The 17,809-nt window shown below is 60.9% G+C and carries 19 protein-coding genes; all 19 read right to left on the minus strand.

Annotated elements, in window-relative coordinates; all coding sequences use genetic code 11:
* Positions 1-268: 268 nt before the first annotated feature.
* Positions 269-1,561: a DUF1173 domain-containing protein gene (locus tag B0G73_RS33895; protein ID WP_106285474.1), complete on the minus strand. Its 1,293-nt coding sequence runs from the start codon at positions 1,559-1,561 to the stop codon at positions 269-271.
* Positions 1,562-1,583: 22 nt separating this feature from the next.
* Positions 1,584-3,254 (minus strand): type IV secretion system DNA-binding domain-containing protein, encoded by a 1,671-nt coding sequence (locus B0G73_RS33900; protein ID WP_106285475.1) that lies wholly within the window; start codon positions 3,252-3,254, stop codon positions 1,584-1,586.
* A gap of 2 nt (positions 3,255-3,256) precedes the next feature.
* Positions 3,257-4,732, minus strand: coding sequence for a hypothetical protein (locus B0G73_RS33905; RefSeq protein WP_106285476.1), 1,476 nt, complete (start codon positions 4,730-4,732; stop codon positions 3,257-3,259).
* Between the two features lie 11 nt (positions 4,733-4,743).
* On the minus strand, positions 4,744-5,343 hold the full coding sequence (locus B0G73_RS33910) for a phospholipase D family protein (RefSeq protein WP_106285477.1): 600 nt from the start codon (positions 5,341-5,343) through the stop codon (positions 4,744-4,746).
* A 222-nt stretch (positions 5,344-5,565) separates the two neighbouring features.
* Positions 5,566-6,228: a hypothetical protein gene (locus tag B0G73_RS33915; RefSeq protein WP_106285478.1), complete on the minus strand. Its 663-nt coding sequence runs from the start codon at positions 6,226-6,228 to the stop codon at positions 5,566-5,568.
* A 44-nt stretch (positions 6,229-6,272) separates the two neighbouring features.
* Positions 6,273-6,566, minus strand: a complete 294-nt coding sequence (locus tag B0G73_RS33920) for a hypothetical protein (RefSeq protein WP_106285479.1) — start codon at positions 6,564-6,566, stop codon at positions 6,273-6,275.
* On the minus strand, positions 6,556-7,338 hold the full coding sequence (locus B0G73_RS33925) for a lytic transglycosylase domain-containing protein (protein ID WP_106285480.1): 783 nt from the start codon (positions 7,336-7,338) through the stop codon (positions 6,556-6,558). The genes B0G73_RS33920 and B0G73_RS33925 overlap by 11 nt, the downstream gene beginning before the upstream one ends.
* Positions 7,325-8,335, minus strand: coding sequence for a P-type DNA transfer ATPase VirB11 (gene virB11 / locus B0G73_RS33930; RefSeq protein ID WP_106285481.1), 1,011 nt, complete (start codon positions 8,333-8,335; stop codon positions 7,325-7,327). Before virB11 ends, B0G73_RS33925 begins: the two co-directional genes overlap by 14 nt.
* A 1-nt stretch (position 8,336) precedes the next feature.
* Positions 8,337-8,597 (minus strand): hypothetical protein, encoded by a 261-nt coding sequence (locus B0G73_RS33935; protein WP_106285482.1) that lies wholly within the window; start codon positions 8,595-8,597, stop codon positions 8,337-8,339.
* Positions 8,597-9,850 carry a TrbI/VirB10 family protein gene (locus B0G73_RS33940; RefSeq protein ID WP_106285483.1) on the minus strand — a complete coding sequence of 418 codons (1,254 nt, stop codon included), beginning with the start codon at positions 9,848-9,850 and terminating at the stop codon, positions 8,597-8,599. The genes B0G73_RS33935 and B0G73_RS33940 overlap by 1 nt, the downstream gene beginning before the upstream one ends.
* Entirely contained in the window at positions 9,847-10,623 is a 777-nt protein-coding gene (locus B0G73_RS33945) for a TrbG/VirB9 family P-type conjugative transfer protein (RefSeq protein WP_106285484.1), read from the minus strand. The genes B0G73_RS33940 and B0G73_RS33945 overlap by 4 nt, the downstream gene beginning before the upstream one ends.
* A gap of 17 nt (positions 10,624-10,640) precedes the next feature.
* Positions 10,641-11,051 (minus strand): TrbG/VirB9 family P-type conjugative transfer protein, encoded by a 411-nt coding sequence (locus tag B0G73_RS33950; RefSeq protein WP_106285485.1) that lies wholly within the window; start codon positions 11,049-11,051, stop codon positions 10,641-10,643.
* Between the two features lies 1 nt (position 11,052).
* Positions 11,053-11,748 (minus strand): type IV secretion system protein, encoded by a 696-nt coding sequence (locus tag B0G73_RS33955; protein ID WP_258194100.1) that lies wholly within the window; start codon positions 11,746-11,748, stop codon positions 11,053-11,055.
* Positions 11,749-11,753: 5 nt separating this feature from the next.
* Entirely contained in the window at positions 11,754-12,926 is a 1,173-nt protein-coding gene (locus tag B0G73_RS33960) for a type IV secretion system protein (protein ID WP_146142577.1), read from the minus strand.
* 415 nt (positions 12,927-13,341) lie between these two features.
* Entirely contained in the window at positions 13,342-13,992 is a 651-nt protein-coding gene (locus B0G73_RS33970; RefSeq protein ID WP_106285489.1) for a type IV secretion system protein, read from the minus strand.
* Entirely contained in the window at positions 13,989-14,225 is a 237-nt protein-coding gene (locus B0G73_RS33975) for a DUF3717 domain-containing protein (RefSeq protein ID WP_106285490.1), read from the minus strand. Before B0G73_RS33975 ends, B0G73_RS33970 begins: the two co-directional genes overlap by 4 nt.
* A gap of 257 nt (positions 14,226-14,482) precedes the next feature.
* On the minus strand, positions 14,483-17,002 hold the full coding sequence (locus B0G73_RS33985) for a hypothetical protein (protein WP_106285492.1): 2,520 nt from the start codon (positions 17,000-17,002) through the stop codon (positions 14,483-14,485).
* A complete protein-coding gene (locus B0G73_RS33990) occupies positions 16,989-17,273 on the minus strand; it encodes a VirB3 family type IV secretion system protein (protein ID WP_091810183.1) in 285 nt (94 codons plus the stop codon). Before B0G73_RS33990 ends, B0G73_RS33985 begins: the two co-directional genes overlap by 14 nt.
* 9 nt (positions 17,274-17,282) lie before the next feature.
* Entirely contained in the window at positions 17,283-17,684 is a 402-nt protein-coding gene (locus B0G73_RS40750; RefSeq protein WP_181196707.1) for a mating pair formation protein, read from the minus strand.
* Positions 17,685-17,809 lie beyond the last annotated feature (125 nt).

A 17,809-nucleotide genomic window follows, 5' to 3' on the forward strand; every position in this document is an offset into this window, starting at 1 on the left:
TTGGGAAGTCGTCGATTCATGGGTCACTCATCTTTTGCGATCAAACGCTCACCGACGACGCTTGACACCGAATGAGTAATTGCTAGAATCGACTTCAGTCACTGAAGTTGATGCATCTAGCACTCTTTTCGGTGCTGGCTGTCGTCAAGAACTACCCTCGCTGCCAGGCGAGGGTTTTTCTTTTGTGAGTTCCGATTTGTCGTGCGCTATGCACTCCTGCTGAACATAGAAATAATTTCCGGTCGATGCGGAGTCAGCAAGCCGCTTCTCACCTTGCAGTCTCCTGTTTCGATGACGATGCGCCCGCGGACGCATAGACTTCGTCCAAAGCATCGGCTGGACGGCCTAACGGTTTCGTAGCCTGACCCAACGACGGCGGCGGCAACTCCGGCATCTCTTCGCCGGCACGCCAGATCCATGACGGCATATCGCTGTTGTCGAGCAAGCTCGACAAAGCATCCTCGTCTTCCTGTTCCACGCCGGGCGGCTGCACATACAGCGCAACGGGCTTCGGTAACACATCAGCCAGCACCGCGCAGGCGAGCGGCTTGTTTTCCTCCAGGTTGTAACGAAGGCCCTTTACGAAGCGGCGCTTGTGCGCCGTGAGCGCATCGAGCATCAGCTTGTCGTAAGCGTGCTCGAATGGAATCCAGTTGGACGACACGACCATGAGGGCCAGCGTCTCGATCGTTGCGATCCCGGTCGGACTTAGCCCGAACGTTGCAATTAACACGAGGTGCGCCTCCTCAATGCTGTCCCACAGCGCCAGTTCATTCGCAAAACGCTTCTGCAGTCGCCGATGCAGATCCTCACTCAGCATGAACGGAAAGTCAGGAAGGTGTTTTGCGACGATCTTGAAGCCATAGCGCGACTCCACAATCTCCTTCACTTCTCCGATCGCGATCATCAGTTTGCGGGCTTTCCTGTTGATGGCCAGCTCTGCCATGTGAGCGATGCGGCGCTGTGCAATGCCTTCCGCATGCTCCAGCGAGAACGACTCTGGCACATACAGTGACCGCCCCAGCGGCTCCCCCCTGGACACCTTGCCGGCCGCAGCCTGCAGCAGAAATTTGCGCACGACGTACCATCTGCGCTTGCCCTCCATCGCCGGATACCAGCGATTCAGCCCAGCTTCTTCCCAGAGGTAGTGCAAGGTGCCGCGCAACGTCAGCTTTGCGCCGTCTGTGCGAACCGTGTCGGCCGCTACGCCTGAAGGTGCCGCCGCCGTTTTACCACCGGACTTCGACAGGCTGAAATCGAGCCTGAGCGTGGTAATACCGTCCTCGATGTTCTCCCGAATAGCCTCACCTTTCACCTCGCCCAGTCCGGAGAGTTCCGCCGGCGGCTCGTAGGACGCACAGTCCGGCGCATGTGCACCTCCCGTATTCGGCATGCGCTTGATCACATAGTGTGCGCCGACTTTTGCGACATACATCGGGACGCCGACCGGCGTACACATGCACAGTGGCCGAACCTTCTCGCCGTGCGCATCGGCAAGATACGTCTGCAGGTCGCCGGCATCAGCCGCAACAATCACGTCGTCGAATCGAAACTCGCTCATGGCGTTACCTCTGTCGATGTCTCTACGACTGCGTTGAAGGAAGGGGCGCGCCGATGATGATTGCATTCGCCCAGGGTTCACCCTGCGAAGCAGGCGCTGGATTAACAGCTTCGGGAACAGCGGTTGACGGAAGAACGTCGCGCCGGAGTGCCTCGATGTAAGCAGGCACACGCACCGGATAGTCGCGCGCGCCGAACCGGATCTTTGCAAGAGGCCAATCCTTGCCGTATTTCAGGTAGCCGTTCAGGTCGGGCAGGTTCGATATCTGCGACGACGTGACGACATGCTCCGACTCTCGCCGGCGCTCGCGCGTATTGATACGCAGCTGTCCCTGCACGCCGATCGGATGGCGCTCCACTTCGTGCGTGCCGATCATCTTGGACATGCGTCTGGTCGTCAGGGCATTGGCGCCGCCCATCGCAAGCAGGCTGCGGAAGCACGACAGCACAGCCTTCGCGGGAAGTTCGCCCAGCTGCATGTCCATCTGGACGAGATCCTGAACACCTCCAACCACACACAGTCCATGTTTGCGCCCCTTCGAGACCGCAGCCTCGAAACTGTAGAGGCGGCCGAGCGAGGCGAGTTCGTCCTTGTATACCCACAGTCGCCGGTCGAAAGTCGGCGCTTCGCTGAGGATCATCGCGTAGATCAGATCGAGCCAAACCGGGATCGTCGGACCCAGCGCCGTGCGCTGATCCTCGCGCCACGTAAGCCAGATGTTCCCGCCGTTTTCATTGCCCATCCAGCGCCGGATTGAGAAATCGCCATCGGGAATGCGCCGCAGTGGCCGGATGTACCTGTTCAGCGTAAAGATGATGCTGGCCGTCGCCCGGTCTGCATCTTTCGCGAAGAACCCCACCGAATCCGTGTCTTCGAGATACTTCTGCAACACAGGGCGCTGCTCACGCACAAGCAGATCCGTCAGCGTCACCATGTCGCGCATGTCGTCCTGGTCAAGCTTGTTCATCGTGTCAGCGAGCACTGCACGCGCATACCCTGCCCATTCTTCGGCCTGATCCCCGTTCTGAGGCGGAATCGCCGAATGCGCGAGGCGTTCGAAGTCGAAGCCGTGATCGACCTCGTTGAACAGCGACCAGCCGACGCATCGAGCGTCGTACGGGTTGATCACCACATCGCCAGGCAGATAGAAACGCGACATGAGCGAACCGTTCGGATCGACCACCACCATGCGGTCACCACGGTGCAGTGCCGACGCGACCAGGCCATTGATTGCCTGACTCTTCCCGGTGCCGGGCGCGCCCACGATGATCAGGTTCTGCGTTTCCAGATCCGTCGGCATCTCGACACCACACACCGCGACTGGCGCGCGCGGTGCATCGCCATGCTTCACGGCCTGTTTGCGGTACTGGTTGTTATGTCGCGTGATCCGGTTGCTCAGCTGATGCCGGTTTTCCATCTTCGTGCCACGGATAAATCTGGCGTACCGGTAGCCTTCAAAGCCGTTGAACAGGTATTCATGGCACGCCCATGCGGCACCCGCTGCAAGAGCCACACCCGGCACAGCACCCCAGAAAAGCAGAGGATCACGCACGGCCGCCATGAAGCCATTGATGATTCCGGCCGGGAACGGAAACGGCGAATGACCTGCCAGGGTGAAGGACACGCAAAGGCCAAGAACGAGCGCGAGCACCGCGCCCGTCCACTGCATCATCACGATTTCGTGCTTTTGCATGATCAGCCGATCCCGTGCCCTTCACGTTGCTTTCCCGGCCTGACGGCCTCCTTGGCCCGTTCCGAGACTGCCTGCTTGCCATCGCGCGTAAAGCCGGCCGACTCGCGCAGGTTCCCGAAGAACTCGGCGCGACGCTCAATCTTTTCATGCGCATTTAACTCCGTAAATTTCTTACGCGGGCCCGTCTCTGCACGCACGACGCGGGCACCTTCCGCCTGCTGCGTCTTGCCAGCGTCAACCGAATTGCCGGCATCAGGAGCGCCCCGGTCGGCGGCGTCCTTCGTTTTGTTACGACCAGGTTTCCTGAAACCCGCAACCCCGTCGACGGACTTCTTGGCCTCCGGTGTCTGGCCGCTATTCTCAACTGGCGCAGCTGACGGCGTTCGCTTGCCGGCTCCCATTTCGATGACATTCGACTTTTGCGCCGCCGGCTTCTCCGCGGCCTTCTCTGCTACCTTCTCGACCGGCGCCGTGCTCTTCCCACTGCCGCGCGAGAAGAACGCATTGCGCGCAGCTTCGATCGCGGCCTTGTCAGGCGTCCCCACTGCAGGCGCCCTGCCCGCGTTGGCTTCCCTCATTTCGCGCAGCATTTCAAGTGTGGCTTTGGCCTGTTCCGCACTGACCCCCGAGGTCTTCGCGACCGTATCGACAGTCGCCGCAAATTTAGCCGGATCTTTCAGGGTCTCCAGCGACGTATCAATACTGATGCTCTCTCTCTCGCCCGCCGCTACAGCCTTGCCCGCCGCTACTTCGACGGTGCGGTCTGCGGTCTTCTGCGCGGCCTGCTCCGCGACGGGCTGGGCTGCGGTCTTCTCCGGTCCCTCGATCGCACGGCGCGCCTGCGCCCGCAATGCCTGCTCCTGCGCATCGAGCTTGATCTCGGCAAGCTCCAGCTCACGATTGCGGGCTTCCAGCGATTTCGCCCAGCCATCGAGCGTCTTGGGGTAGGTGTGCGTGGCGCCCTTGGCGTCGACGCGCGCCTGCGCTTTCGCGAACATGTCGGCAACTTCCTGCCGGCTCCACTCACGCTGCACATTCAGATCCCTGTTCGCGTGCAGGATCTCGGCGGTCTTCTTCGCGTCGATCAACGCCAGCTTGTTCAGACCCGACAGAAGCGACGCCCGATCGGTAATCTGCTCGGCCCGCTGTGCCTGCTCGACTTCTTTTTCGGCTAACGCCTGCTCGAGCGCACCCCGCATCGCGGCCGTGTCGATCAGATCACCTTCCTTCAGGCCGAAGCGTGTCTTGAGCGCCTTGGCATCCGTCGCGAGCTGCCTGTCTTCACGGCGCTGCTGGTCCTCGCGCTCGACCGCCTGCGCGACTGCGTGCGGCTCCCTTTTCAGCCAGTCCTGCCGGTATGCAAGATTCTTCTGACGCGCCTCGAGGCTCGCGCGACGCTGCGCAAGCGCCTGTTCCTGCTCCGCAAGCTGTTGCTGACGCTCCTTGTCGCTAAACCGCAATACGGTGTCTTCAAACATAAAAACCTCCGTCAGTTCGACGCCTGCCCGGACCAGGGGCGCCCTTGGTTAAACCGGCTTTGCCAGTGCTGCTGATACGCCCGTGCGACCACCGGCACATGCCACATCACCACAGCGTTTTCGCTGTTGTACCTGGCCGCCGACGTCGTGTAATTGAAGCTGCCCGTCTCGACCGATTCACCGTCGATCACCATGAATTTGTCGTGATGAATGGGATAGATATCGATCGTGCGCACAGGAACACCTGCGCCGGATAGCAGGTTGAGCGCCATGCGACCTTTGCCGCTGCGATCCTCAACGAGATTGCTTTTCTCATCCGCGACCACGGCCACATCGACGCCTCGCCCGTGCGCGGCGATCAACGCGCGAACTATCGCTGACGACGTGAAGCTATAGGCCGCGATGCGGATCGAGTGGCGTGCCGAACAGATGGCATCGAGCACCAGCCGCCCGGCGGAACCCTCCGGCGAAAAGCCCGTGTCGATCGCAGGACCGTCAGGGGCTATACATGCGGCCTGGGCATTGCTCGAGTAGGTCAGAAGGGGAAAGGCAAGAACCGCCAGGGCCGACGTGACGGCTGCACATCTGAGAGAACGATAGAGTCTGCTCATCCTCGCCCTCACCGGCCCTGACCCAATAACTCGACGTGCTTTGCGACGGCGACGTCAACACTACGAAAATTGCCATGCGTCTCGCCACCGTGCCAGAGCATGTGTCGAGGCTTACCCTGGATAATGCAGCTGGCAATCCGCCATCCGGTTGGATGAACCGGTTCATACGGACCCACCCGTGTCCAACCATGCGCTGCCGCGTAAGTCATCCCCGTCACCCAACTAGTAATGAATGCGTGTCTGGAACTGGCCGGCCTCGTACACGTCGACCGCATTCGGCGACTGCGGCGGTTGCCAGACGATGTGGTCATACACCGTGACGGTGACGGAATCGCCGTCGTCTCCGCCACCGTCACGCCCGCTTCGCCCATCTCGCCTGCTCACAGCGGATGCATCACCCGAGGGATCGCCGTACACCTGATACGCACCGACCTGGCTGCCTACACAGGCCTGCGACCCGTAATACGCGTTATCGCTGCTGAGATCCGCCACGGAAGGCCTCGGCGTTCCGACCAGTGCGAAACCACTCGTGCCACTATATGGACGAGCTCCGGCCTTGCGTTGCCCTTCGGCCACCCAGGCGCCGGCCGCCGCGGCCGTCGTGCCCGCAGGGCATGGATCGTACGGCGTGTTGTCCTGACGGACGGTCATGTCCGAGTCTTTACATTGCGGCCAGCCGCGCCCGTGGCGGAGATCGTTCATCAGATGATCCATTGCCGGCCCGCAGGTGGCGGGTGCCCACGGCCCGCCATTCGATGACGGGTTGCCCAGGCAGATCACAATGCGGCATCCGTAGTCGTCGTCGGCACGGGCCATACTGGCGTGACCGCCTGAAGCGAGAATCGACATGACCAGCATCAGCCTGCTTCCGTTTTTCATCGTCATACCCCACCTCCTTCCCAGGTAAGCGCCCTGCGTCCGACCCTCATCTATCGCCAGGCACCCCACGTGTTGCGCACGGCCAGACCCAGCAAACAGAACGGCGACGCGGCCACCGCACCCAACCACATCAAGACAAGCGCGGGCGGCAGCAGGACCCAGCCACTGCCCTCGCGCACCAGTCGCGCGATCAGATAAAAGGACATTGGCACCATGAGCGCCGCGAACTGCCCTCCGGCCCCAGGCTGGTGACGCCACCATTGCGACGCCGCCACGGCCGCCGTGACGGCATAGCCGTCCAGCACCAGGGCCGCAGCGAGCAGCCGATACCGGTTACTGATCATCAACGGCTCCGGTTGCCCGCACTGCCTTGCGCGTATCGCTCGCCTGGCCGTTGACCTGTCCATTGGGCTGCCCGTCTTCATCGTCCTCCCCGTAGGTCGTGAACCAGTCGTCTTTGGCCGCAGACCTTGCGGCGCGCCCCGGCCGTGCCGCCGCGCGTCGTGCGGCTCCGCCTGCAGGACGAACGTCGGGAACAACCTCGATCGGCTGCGCCTCCTGCACATCGGAGGCCGGGACGGCAGCCGCCACCTTTTGTGCATAGGCGGCGCCCCGAGTCAGATCGCCGGTGTAATAACAGGACAGCGCCGCACGTACCGCGCCATCAGCCTGCGCAAATTGCGGCTTCGCGCGGGCATAGCACGCCTTAAGAATCGCGGCGCCGGTCCTGAGGTTCGTGCAGGGCTCGAAAATGCTCTCTGCGGTCTGTCCGTAACGCTCCAGAGTGTGTACGTTGACCTGCACCAGTCCCATGCTGTAATTCCAGCCGCCGGCGTCAAGCGCCTTGACGGTGGCCAGGGCTTCCAGAAGGTTCTTTGGCTGTCGCGCAAGATGTCCACCGACGACGCCGATCGCGAACGGATTGCCGCTGCTCTCAACGGTGGCCACACGACCCAGCAGCGCGTGATGAACGTCAGCGGCGCACTCCTGGGCCAGCGATACAAAGGACGCCGGAACCGATGAAGACGCGGCCTGCGTATCCGCTTGTGACGCCTGAGCGGACAGCAGCATCAGGCTTAGCGACAGAGGTGCAACAAGCGATTTAATGGGCGACATAGAGCACCTTGCTGATTCCCCGCACCCCATCGTCATAGCGATGCATCTGCACCACGACGTCGATGAGACTGCGGGCATAGTCAATAATCTCGGCGCGCTGCAAGGTCGAACCAAAGCGCATGACCATCTGCGCTAGCCGTTCGAACATGTGCTCGGGGCTCGTTGCGTGCAGCGTCGTCATCCAGCCACCGTGACCGGAATTGAGCATTTCGAGTGCGACGTATGCTTCAGCGCCGCGCAGTTCGCCCGGGATCACGCGATCAGGCGACAGCCGCAATGCCCCTTCCATCAATTCAACTGGCGTTACCTGTGTCGTACCCTGATTACCACGCGAATACACCAGGTGCACCGCGTTCTGTTGCGGCGGCCTCAGCTCGAGCGCATCTTGAATGGTGACGATCCGTTCATGCGGCGAGATCTCCTTGAGGAGCATGTTGATGAGCTCGGTCTTGCCGGCGAAAGTCGGCGCGCTCACCACGATGTTCTTTTTCGTCTGGACTGCGAGCCGCAGGAAGGCGGGCCAATCGCCGTCGCGATACAGCATTGACAGCTTCCTCGCCGTGTCCTCAGAATCGGGCAATGGTTCATTGACCCGATCGAAGGCTCCCGTGTCGATGTAGTGCTGCATCGTCAGATCGAGCGTCGACGGTTTGCGAATCGCGATCGCGATCGTGCCGGGCGGCACAGCGGGCGGCTGAACCACCTGAATCCGGAAGTCGCGATTGCCTGCTCCCGTCAGCTCCGAGGGGATCGAGGCCGCAAGCAGCGGGCGCCTCGCGTCCGTCTCCTGGTCCGAGTGATGCGCGACCAGCTCGGCGAAGTCCCGCAACGTGCTCTCAGTCAGAACGGGGGTGTCTACGCGTTCCATGAAACGCTTGCCCCGCCTGGACACCCATACGGCGCCGGGCCCATTGACCACGATCTCCGAGACATCGGCGTCATCGAAGAGTGGCCGGATGGACGCAGTGCGATTAAAAAATGCCGGCACGATCGACATGTCAGCGCCCCCGGATGCGTTCGGCGCGAGCCACCGCGCCGGCCTGCTGAACGGCGGGACGATCCAGACACACCTGCGCATCGAAACATTGGCGGGCAACGGCCTTCAGCTTCGCCTGTGCGAGCATCAGATACCGTCCGCCATCCCGGGTGAAGTCCCTGAAGATCTGTGCCTGCAACGCGTCGGCAACCGCGTCGTCCAGCTGGCGGCGCAGTTCGTTAGCGGCGGCTTCACATTGAACGTGCGAGAGATCCGTTGCCATCAATCCTCCTCGGAACCTGGCTTGCAATAGTCGGAGAAGTCCAGCTCATGCTCCACCTGAATGCGAACGCGCGTGCCCTGGTCATTCCTGAGCGTCGGCGGGATGTTGACGTAACCGCCCAGTAACTGCTGCGACGACTGGGCCATCGACGACTGAACGTTCTCACGGTACATCGAAGATGAGTTATTGCGGTCCGAGGACGACACCCCATAATTCGATGCACCGGCGCCAAGGATTGCCAGCGCCGCGCTCATGCCGAGAATCTGGCCAACGTGGTTATCAACGTCGGCATCGATGCCAGCCGATCCGAGCTGATCGGCAACCGGAGAGTCCACACGGATCTTGACGCCGTCCGGACGCAAGGCGACGGCGCTCGCAATGAAGGTTCGCTCCTGCCCCTTGCGCACGGACGAATTGGGTTTGCCTGTAATGCGCGTGCCCCACGGCAGCAGTGGAATCCGGCCCTTCTCCCCAAAAGCGTCCCGATCCAGCATGATCGTGATTGAGCCTGGCAGGTCGGAGATAATTCGGGGCAGCAGGTGGCCTTCAAGGATGGCCCCCGGCTCCATCCTGCATTGCAGGTTCTCGATCTTTTGCGCCTTCACAGTCGAATCGTCGGCGTTCGCAACACCGCGCGCGAAAGCCGAATTCGGATCGGTCGGCCCGTCGCCGCCAGAACGACGGCCGAGGCCAGCCTCACCTTGCTGAGCATCAGCGGAAGCGGCACCTGCATCGTCCGAACCATCGCCTCCCGTGTCTGAACCAAACAGACCCGACTTCATCCGCGCCTCGCGCATTGCCTCGGCTTTTCTGCGAGCCTGCTCAGCCGCTGCGGCCGCCTGACGTTGACGCTCCGCAGCCCATCGCGCTTCGTCCGGATCAACGCCCGAGCTTGCCGCCGGTGCCGACGCAACTGCCGCCATCGACGCGGGAAGTTTCTGCCGGCCAGCATCCAGCGGCGCGGCCTTCGTCGTGTCTTCGTCAATCTTCGGCTTGTCGGAACTGCCCGACGGCGCCGGCGCGTCATGCTTTATCGCGTAGAACCCACCGGCACACAGCAGGAACAGAATCACGCCGGCGACCGTAAAGAAGGTCTGGCGCCGGCCGCGCGCAGGATCGGCCGCGAGCGACGTCTGCCGCAGCGCGTCAGCTGCGCGCCGGCGCTCGTTCAGGCTGTCGCCTCCATCGCCCGGCTCGCCTCCTGGCCGCCCGTTGCCACGAGGCAGATCATTCGGGTTATCAGGCGTATTCAATTTCCGCCTCCCCAGGGTGAACGCTGCGCCTGCGTCGCCATACCCTGTTGCGACCGGATCACGCACAAGGTGCGATCGCCATCACGCAGCGTGAACTTGTCGGCCATCTGCTCGACCACCAGGTACGGCCCTTCCCTGCGCATGGGTGCAAGCGCCTCGGTACCGTCCCGGTCCACTACGTAGATGCTCGGCTTGGGCTTGCCGATCGTGGTCAGAAAGTAAGTGAACTGCCCGTCGTCAAACACGCGCTGCAGCCCGAACGAACTCTCGTCACCCGACACCTGATAATTCCTGTTGACCATGCGGGGTTGCGAATAGGTTGTGTCGGAAACACCGCCAGAATCGTCGCTCCATACGTCGCTTCCGTCAGCCGGATAGATGAAGCGGACCGCATAGGTCGCGCGCTCCGGATTCTTCGAACTGGACAGGCGGAAGTAATAGACGTGATTGCTGGTCGTGACCGTCAGATTGGTTCTTGCATCAGGCTCGACCGGTTTGAGCACAAGATGATTGCGAAACTTCAGGACCTGCCAGCCAATTGAATCGCCGATCGCCTTGTTAAGGATCTTCTCCCCAGGCGCGAATTCGATCGTCGTCGCGTATCCATAGACACCGGTGATTTCGTAGACCTGGTTCGGATCGAACTGAAGCTGGCATACCCGGTTGTCCGTGATCACGCAGCGTGGATTTTTCGCCGCCTGTGCATTCACACCCACAAAGGCGCACGCAATCCCAATTGACCATCCCAGCATGCCGTGGCGAATCGCTTTCATGTCGTTCCCTCTCCTGGTTAGTACGCCGAGGGCGTCACGAAATGCACGATATGCGCGGCGCGCAACGCATCGTCGATCGACGCTATCTGCAGGTGATAAGTGCCGCGCGTCGTCGTGACGTTCAGTCCCATCTTTTCGCCCGGCCGGTCTGCCGTCACCTGCAGCGTGTCGCCCGTTCGTTGAACATGAAAGACCGGGGCCGTGCTTTGCGCGATGGCCTTGATGTGTTCGTCGCGCGGAAAGTCAATCGCCAGCAAGGTCCTGTCAGCAACCGTCAGGTCGTAGATCTGGTCCGGCATGTACGGCAGGCGCTGCACGTTGCCCTCCGTACCCCGCAGGACAGGATCAGCAGCGGTTACTGCATGAGCCACGGCCGACAGCGCCGCCGCTACCGCCACTGCCGTCAAGGCGCTCCTGACTGTTCGCATCTCAACCTCCAGATGGGGCCGGCGCTCCCGGCTCTGTGTTCGGCTCGAAGCCGGTCACCATGAATCCCGTCCCGTTGATGTAGCGGTTCTGCGGCGTCAGTGCCTGCTTCACGAAGTCGTAGCGGAACAGCACATGCCAGTACACCGTCCTGTTGTCGCCGTTCCCGTCGTTGCAGGTCGTGAACGTTGCTTCTGCCTTGTGATCATCCCTGTCGAGAATCCGCACGCGAACGTCCTTGACCCGGCGCACCGTCGTTTCGGCGATGCTGTAGTACGGGTTGTCCCTGTTCTTCGCGTCCATCTCGTGGTTGAAGCTATCCGCCACGTTCGATGCCGAATGCAGCCTGACGTAATCAATATGGTCCTGACGAAACGCGCGATCGAGCGTGTAGCGTTCCGTCACGTATCGGGCAAGTTCGCTTTCGATCACGGCATCTTTCGAACTGAGCACCGCAGGTGTGCCGATCTCGCTTTTTGCGACGTGGTTGTGCGCGTCAAGGGTGAGCACCACGGGCGGCACATACGCCTGATTGGCCTTGTCGTAGGCCAGCGAAGCCAGTGCGAGGCCCGCGATCGGCCACGCCACCAACGCAAGCAGATAGGCACGATTCCGGGATAAGCGAATCGCCTCATAGGATTCGGCTGGCGGTGCGTCAGGCGCTGGCACCTTGAGTACCCTGGATGATTTCTGGATCATCGCGCTCACCATTGACCTCCCTCAGATGTGCCGCTCGATGGCGCTGTGCCGCCTGGGCCGCCCGGTTGACCGGCACCCGATGGGCTCGACATGCCTGAAGGGCTCGTAGCGCCGCCCGAGGACAACGCCCGCTCGATTCGCGCAAGCTGGGTGCCGTGAGCAGTCTGGGTGTTGCTGATACTGGTCAGTGCAGTCGCCGCGCCTGGATTCGCGCCGGCGCTGCCTCGCCCACCACCGGAAAACTTCGACATGATCTGGGACATCATGAAGCCGCCGATCATGTCCGCCATGCCGCTGCCGGCGGCGCCGCTCGATGTCAGGGCGGACGCGAGGGGGCGAATCGTAAAGGCCATGAAAAGTGTGATGGCGCCGGCGATGACGATGGCGGCGAAAGCATCGTTGGCCGTCATCGCATTGGGATCCATCTTCGAGACAAACTGGTCGGTGATATCAAAGCTGAATTTCACGATGACACCGAGCAGGATGCCGACCAGTGCGAACTTCGCCATCGCCGCGAACCAGCTCATGCCGAATCCGCGCGTGCTGCTCCACATCAACGTTGGCACGAGCAGCGGAAAGAGCAGCATCGTGACCGCAAAGCCCATGTCTGAACCGACCTTCAGAACAAGCGCGACCAGGACCATCGCTGTATTGACCATCTGCAACACGAGCCCAAGAAGCACGATGCCAATCTTGAGCATCGACTGCTTCATCATCTGGCCAGATGCATCGGAAAACTTGTTGTAGTCGTTCTCCAGATACTGTGTCATCGACTGCCCGCCCATCAGCGAACTTACGGTGTCGTCGCGCAGCTCCTGGAATGAATGAAAAATCTGTCCGGCAAGCCCGCCCCAATTCAATGCCGCGAACACGAACATGATCGTCAGAAGCATTCTGACGAGAGGCCACACGTCCGCTGGATCCCGTCCGGAATGAACCCGGATTACCTTCACTGCCACCCAGATCATCGCGAGGTAGAGCGCCGGTTGCGTAACTGCGTGCCCCAGCACCGGGTAATTGGTGGACAGAAACGCTTCCGTTCGCGATGGGATGCTGTCGAACAATGTCTGAATGAATTGATCTACCGGATCAGCCATGTCACTTCCCCGGGCCAAAAAATATCTGCTTGGAGGCCTCCGCGGCGGCGTTGCAGTCGCGTGCTTCCGGGGTGTCAGCAAAGGGACTAATGCCGCGGTTTGTGCAATCGTCTTCGCGCGCTTTCATCTCAGCGCGATGCGCAAGGTAATACGCTTCCGTCTTCGGCTCGAACGCCGGCACAGTCTGCGCAGGGGGTTCGACAGTGCCGCCTCCCGTGCTGCTCGTATGCACGACGTACACGATCAACCCGCCGCTTCCAACAACTGCGACTGCGAGAAGGAACCAACTGAGTTTGCCTGTCCACGTCATATGCCTGTCTCCAGTTTCTTCACCCGTGAGCCAGCAGGCCCACGGCGCGCTGTCACGCCTGCTTCCCGATAGAATGAAAATCGCAGGCGCACGGTGACTTCGATATCGCGCCGGAATGTGCACAACCAGCCAGACACGCAGCGCCGGCGAACAGGAGGTAAAAAACGATACGTCGCATGTCACGCCTCACTTCGAAACGTTGCTGAAAAACTTCTCGCGCTCTGCGGTGGCCTGGTTACTCTCGTTGAGCTGGTTCGCCGTCAGATTCGCGTTGATGGCCTGCAATTTCGTCTGCGCGGACTGCGCCATGCCCAGCTCCGCCGACATGCGGTTCTGCAGATCGGCAGCGTCCTTGACGTTCTGCGTCGTGTCGACCTGCTGCGACAGGTTCTGGAAATTACGCAGGTGCGTTTGCGCCTCGTCGTACAGCGACTCTCCGCCAGCCAGTGCTGAGCGAACCGAGTCGGTACTCATCCTGTAGTTCGCGCCCTCGCTCTTGTCCGCGAAGTCATCGGGTGACATCGTGTTCATCACCTTTTCATACGTCGCCTGCCGGCTGCCGTAGATGCCACTCTTCTGCTGCGATACAACGTCCTGCCAGCTGCCAGGAACAATTGACGACGCGTCAATTGCATCGCTCAACCCCTGCCCGCCGCGCCCGTATGAACCGGTTACCGCGCCGTATTGCTGCTTGAGCGTGTCGTATTCCTGCTTGAGCTGGGCCAGCTGCGCGGCCAGCGCGGTCCACGTCCCGGCGTCACCGACGGGAACGCCCGTTGCAAACGCTGACGTCGATATGGCCATCGCCGCGGTGGCCGCCACAAATGCACCTTTCATCTCTGCACCTCCGTTTCCTGTTGCACGGTCGACACCCGGACGAAAACGCGCAAAGCATCACGCTGCAGGTCGTCGAGTTCGTTATCCGCCACCACGCGATGGTCAGCGATCGTCTCGCCGTAAAGTCGCGCCAGCGCACATCCCACGGCGCTGCCGGCAAACCCGGCATCCGATGACGCGCGCACACGCCACCAGTGGATCGCCCCTTCGATTTCACCGAGCGTGAACTGCATGCCGCCGCTCCTGGTTGTCCATCCAGTACATCCTGAAGCCTCGCGCCCACGACCATGCATACACAAAACAAAGCGCGAGTACGCCGTACTGCTGCGATTCCCACGCCATCCAGAACCAAAACGGTTGCCCTGCAAGTCCACAGATGCAGGCCCACTTCCGCCAGTGTTCGCGCCGGTCCTGCGACAGGAAAACGCTCGCGGCACCAAGTACGCCGATTGCAATCTGTCCGATCACAGGGTCACCTCCACGTCTCAGGTCAAACGTTGTGCGTCCGTTCAGCGAGCGCCCGCGCCATGAACACCGGAACCCACCGGCTCGGGTCCGTTGTGCCCAACTCGGCGCGAACACGATTCATCAGTTCAACCGACCTGTCATTCGACGACAGCACGGCAACGAGCTCAGGCATGTCCGACATATCAAACGAGGCGCGCACACTGACTCCGTTGCCCTTCTTGATAAGCACCTTGAACTCCTCCGGCACGGCGCGCTCGATAAACTCGAACTCGCTCTGCGAAAAGTCGAGGTTATCGATGTAGTCCCGTCGATCGGCCTTGTCGTTCGCCAGATAGAAACTCGTCACCGCCTGGTTCTTCACAGCCGCCACGGGTCGATAGAGCGCGCTGGGCTCCGGCGTAATGAAGAGCGTCGCACAGTTGCGCCGGCGGAATGTTTCCCGGTATGTTTCGATCTTCTGTTGCCAGAATGCGTTACGGATCAGCATCTGGGCTTCGTCCCACACGATGATTGCGGGTGATCCATCGAGCGACTGTTCGATACGATGCGTCAGATAGTTGAGCAGGACAGGAAGCTCCGGCTTCGCTTCCTTATCCTTCATCAGTTCCCGCATCTCATACCGGTAGTGACGGTGCGTTGTCACGTCGAGCGTGTCATGCTCGTTATCGAACACTGCGGCATTCGCGCCACCGCTGTGCCATACCGCAATCGCCTGGTACAGGGCTGAATTCTTCGCGCCGAACCGCCAGGCGAGATTCCGCAGGCGCCGGTCTTCGAATCTGGTCAAGTGGTCGTTGAAGTTGTCATTGACCGCCGTCGCAATGCGTTCGATATCATCGACAGTAAGCACATAGCCGTAGCACGTCGCCATCATCTGCAGCAGCTCGCGCAGCATCGCGCGGTTCTGTTCGATGTCGGGCATCTTGCAGGGATTGCCAAGGGATCGTGACAGGCTGAGTACGATGTCGGCGCCGCCCATCGCCTGCATGAACACGGTGCTCCCGTTCTCCCGGTCGAACCAGTGCACCCGCGGCTCGAACTTGTCGGCCTGGCTGGTGATCGTCGCGACAAGCAACGTTTTACCGGTCCCCGTTTTCGCGCCGAAGTTGCCGTGCGCGGGCACCATTCCTGGGCGCTCCTCATGCAGATTGAGGAAGTACCCGGTCTGCCCTTCCGTCGGCAGGACCATGAGGCATTCGCCCCAGAGGTTTCCGTCGAAACGCCCTTGCGGAAAGCTGTGCAGCGATGCAAAGCAGGCGAACTCGATCGTCTCGATCTTGCCGACGCGGCCGTTATGACGCTTCGTGGCGCCCGGTATCTGCGACCAAACGGCACGCTCCATGCCGGTCGTCTCGACAACCGGTTTCACGCCCCAGCTCTTGAAACACTCGCCGGTTTTTCCCACGGCATCGTCCAGCGCTTCGAGCGCCTTCAATGCGGCCGCCTGCGAGCGCCCTTCTACCGGCACGTGAACGAGGACACTCATGTGATGCGTGCCGAGCACGGCCTTGTTGGCCGCCTGCCGCATGCGCAGCGCGGTAATTTCCGCCGACATGCTGGCGGTCGTCCGGTCATGCGACAGCCGGGCCTCACTGGTCGACGTCGCCATGCTGGCGTCAAGCTTGTCGATCGGGAAAAACTTCTGCGTAACGATCAGTTCGGCGGGCAGCCGCTGGAACCGGTCAGCCATCCCGGCGACCGCGCCATCGGGCCAGCGCGACATGGCGAGCACCTGTCCGATGCGTCGATGGTTGATCCCGTTGACCTCAAAAACGTCTTTCCCCAGGATCGGATTGCGGCCGAAGTGCAGATACGAACTTGCAATCGCCTGGGCCAGGTTATATGAATCAACAAGCACGGGGCCGTCTTCCTGCGTGAGCAGATAACGCAGGAAACGCGCCATCTCACAGCAGGGTCCGATGTCCGTTTCGACGCGGCCCAGCCGGCGAGGCGCGTAGTGCGCCAGCGATTTCATCAGTGAGTTGACCTTCTCTTCGAGGTCACGTACCTGCCGCGACTCCGTTTCAAGCTTGTCGTTGGCGCCGGAGGGATTGAACGCATTGAATACGCGATCGAGCTGCCCCACTACTCCGCTGTAGTGCCGGTAGCGCACGATGGCGATATAGATTTCGTGCTGATACAACGACCGCGTCTGGAAACGCGCCTTCAGCTTTTCATTGAGGAAATTCGGAAACCAGTTCGAATACTTGCCGGCGGGCCACCGGTTGGCCTTGCGCCGGATCTCGTACACGTAGATGCCCACGTTGCTGTCAGCGATCGACTCCAGCGCAGTGTTCCGCTGATGCTTGTACGCATCGACGCCGATGTCATCCAGCATTTCCGCGTAGAGCCCCTGCAGACGCACAATCTGCACCAGTCCGCTGTCGAGCGTGCGCAACGTATGGGCGTTGTAGTACGCGTTCAGGCCGAACGGAAGTTCGCGCGAGGCGTGCAGATCGGCCGCATCATCCTTGTCTGCCTCGCTCCGCTGAACGAATGGCGACGCGCCGAAATGACGATCAAGAAAGTCACCGAGGGGCATAGGTCTTCGCTCCGCCCCAGTATTTGAGGCTACGTGGCTTCGCCGTCGCGCCAAAACTCTGATACGCGACCGAGAACGCGAACATATCTTTCGCGGTGATCAGATAGGCGCCGATGACCAGGAAGGGCACGGCGAGCATCACCGGCCACCATTTGAGGAACATGAAGACAACCGCGGGCAATACGAACGAGCCGAGGAACAGCTCAGCCAGGCAGCCCCATATCATCCAGGGTTGCACCATGCCTTTCGGGATTTCGTGAACTTCACGCATGACCTCACCTTAGATCTGCGAGGAAGCGACCGATGCCGCATAGCGGACGATGGAAGGGACCGCGAAGAATACAAATGAGCAGATAACTGCGATTACGGCACCCTTCATCGGAATCCAACCCTTCGGCACCCCGAGCACGCAGATGCCGAGAATCGCCATGAAGACATAGGGACCCGCGTCGACGAACAGCCAGCTAACGAAATCGCGAACCAGGCCAGTGCCGGTGCTGTAGTCCATCGCATAGGCAAATTCAGGGAAAGTAACTGCGCACAGCAGAGTAATCAGCAATGACATGCGCCGCGATGTGCTCGCTTCGACACTGCAGAAAACCGCCTGCGCGTCGCGCGTCTTCGCGCAAATGAAGGACAACAGGCTCTTCGCAACACCCTTACCCGCAACGGCATCTGCCATATCAAGCCTCTTCAGTGATTCGTGGTTAGGCGGATACCGCGCCTTAACTCCTACCTCCGCGCGTCATCCAATGGGATGAAGATTACCTACTGCGTCACTTTACTAGCCATATAGCGCGTGTCAAG

This window comes from Paraburkholderia sp. BL25I1N1 (genome assembly GCF_003002025.1).
Taxonomy (GTDB): domain Bacteria; phylum Pseudomonadota; class Gammaproteobacteria; order Burkholderiales; family Burkholderiaceae; genus Paraburkholderia.

Excerpts from the sequence above, each read along its gene's own strand:
- B0G73_RS33990 (WP_091810183.1), bottom strand. The coding sequence starts at position 17,273 with ATGCGTGAAGTTCACGAAATCCCGAAAGGCATGGTGCAACCCTGGATG.
- B0G73_RS33950 (WP_106285485.1), bottom strand. The coding sequence starts at position 11,051 with ATGCGAACAGTCAGGAGCGCCTTGACGGCAGTGGCGGTAGCGGCGGCG.
- B0G73_RS33900 (WP_106285475.1), bottom strand. The coding sequence starts at position 3,254 with ATGCAAAAGCACGAAATCGTGATGATGCAGTGGACGGGCGCGGTGCTC.
- B0G73_RS33955 (WP_258194100.1), bottom strand. The coding sequence starts at position 11,748 with ATGATCCAGAAATCATCCAGGGTACTCAAGGTGCCAGCGCCTGACGCA.
- B0G73_RS33895 (WP_106285474.1), bottom strand. The coding sequence starts at position 1,561 with ATGAGCGAGTTTCGATTCGACGACGTGATTGTTGCGGCTGATGCCGGC.
- B0G73_RS33905 (WP_106285476.1), bottom strand. The coding sequence starts at position 4,732 with ATGTTTGAAGACACCGTATTGCGGTTTAGCGACAAGGAGCGTCAGCAA.
- B0G73_RS33975 (WP_106285490.1), bottom strand. The coding sequence starts at position 14,225 with ATGCAGTTCACGCTCGGTGAAATCGAAGGGGCGATCCACTGGTGGCGT.
- B0G73_RS33970 (WP_106285489.1), bottom strand. The coding sequence starts at position 13,992 with ATGAAAGGTGCATTTGTGGCGGCCACCGCGGCGATGGCCATATCGACG.
- B0G73_RS33925 (WP_106285480.1), bottom strand. The coding sequence starts at position 7,338 with ATGTCGCCCATTAAATCGCTTGTTGCACCTCTGTCGCTAAGCCTGATG.
- B0G73_RS33920 (WP_106285479.1), bottom strand. The coding sequence starts at position 6,566 with ATGATCAGTAACCGGTATCGGCTGCTCGCTGCGGCCCTGGTGCTGGAC.
- B0G73_RS33935 (WP_106285482.1), bottom strand. The coding sequence starts at position 8,597 with ATGGCAACGGATCTCTCGCACGTTCAATGTGAAGCCGCCGCTAACGAA.
- B0G73_RS33915 (WP_106285478.1), bottom strand. The coding sequence starts at position 6,228 with ATGACGATGAAAAACGGAAGCAGGCTGATGCTGGTCATGTCGATTCTC.
- B0G73_RS33910 (WP_106285477.1), bottom strand. The coding sequence starts at position 5,343 with ATGAGCAGACTCTATCGTTCTCTCAGATGTGCAGCCGTCACGTCGGCC.
- virB11 (WP_106285481.1), bottom strand. The coding sequence starts at position 8,335 with ATGTCGATCGTGCCGGCATTTTTTAATCGCACTGCGTCCATCCGGCCA.
- B0G73_RS33985 (WP_106285492.1), bottom strand. The coding sequence starts at position 17,002 with ATGCCCCTCGGTGACTTTCTTGATCGTCATTTCGGCGCGTCGCCATTC.
- B0G73_RS33945 (WP_106285484.1), bottom strand. The coding sequence starts at position 10,623 with ATGAAAGCGATTCGCCACGGCATGCTGGGATGGTCAATTGGGATTGCG.
- B0G73_RS40750 (WP_181196707.1), bottom strand. The coding sequence starts at position 17,684 with ATGGCAGATGCCGTTGCGGGTAAGGGTGTTGCGAAGAGCCTGTTGTCC.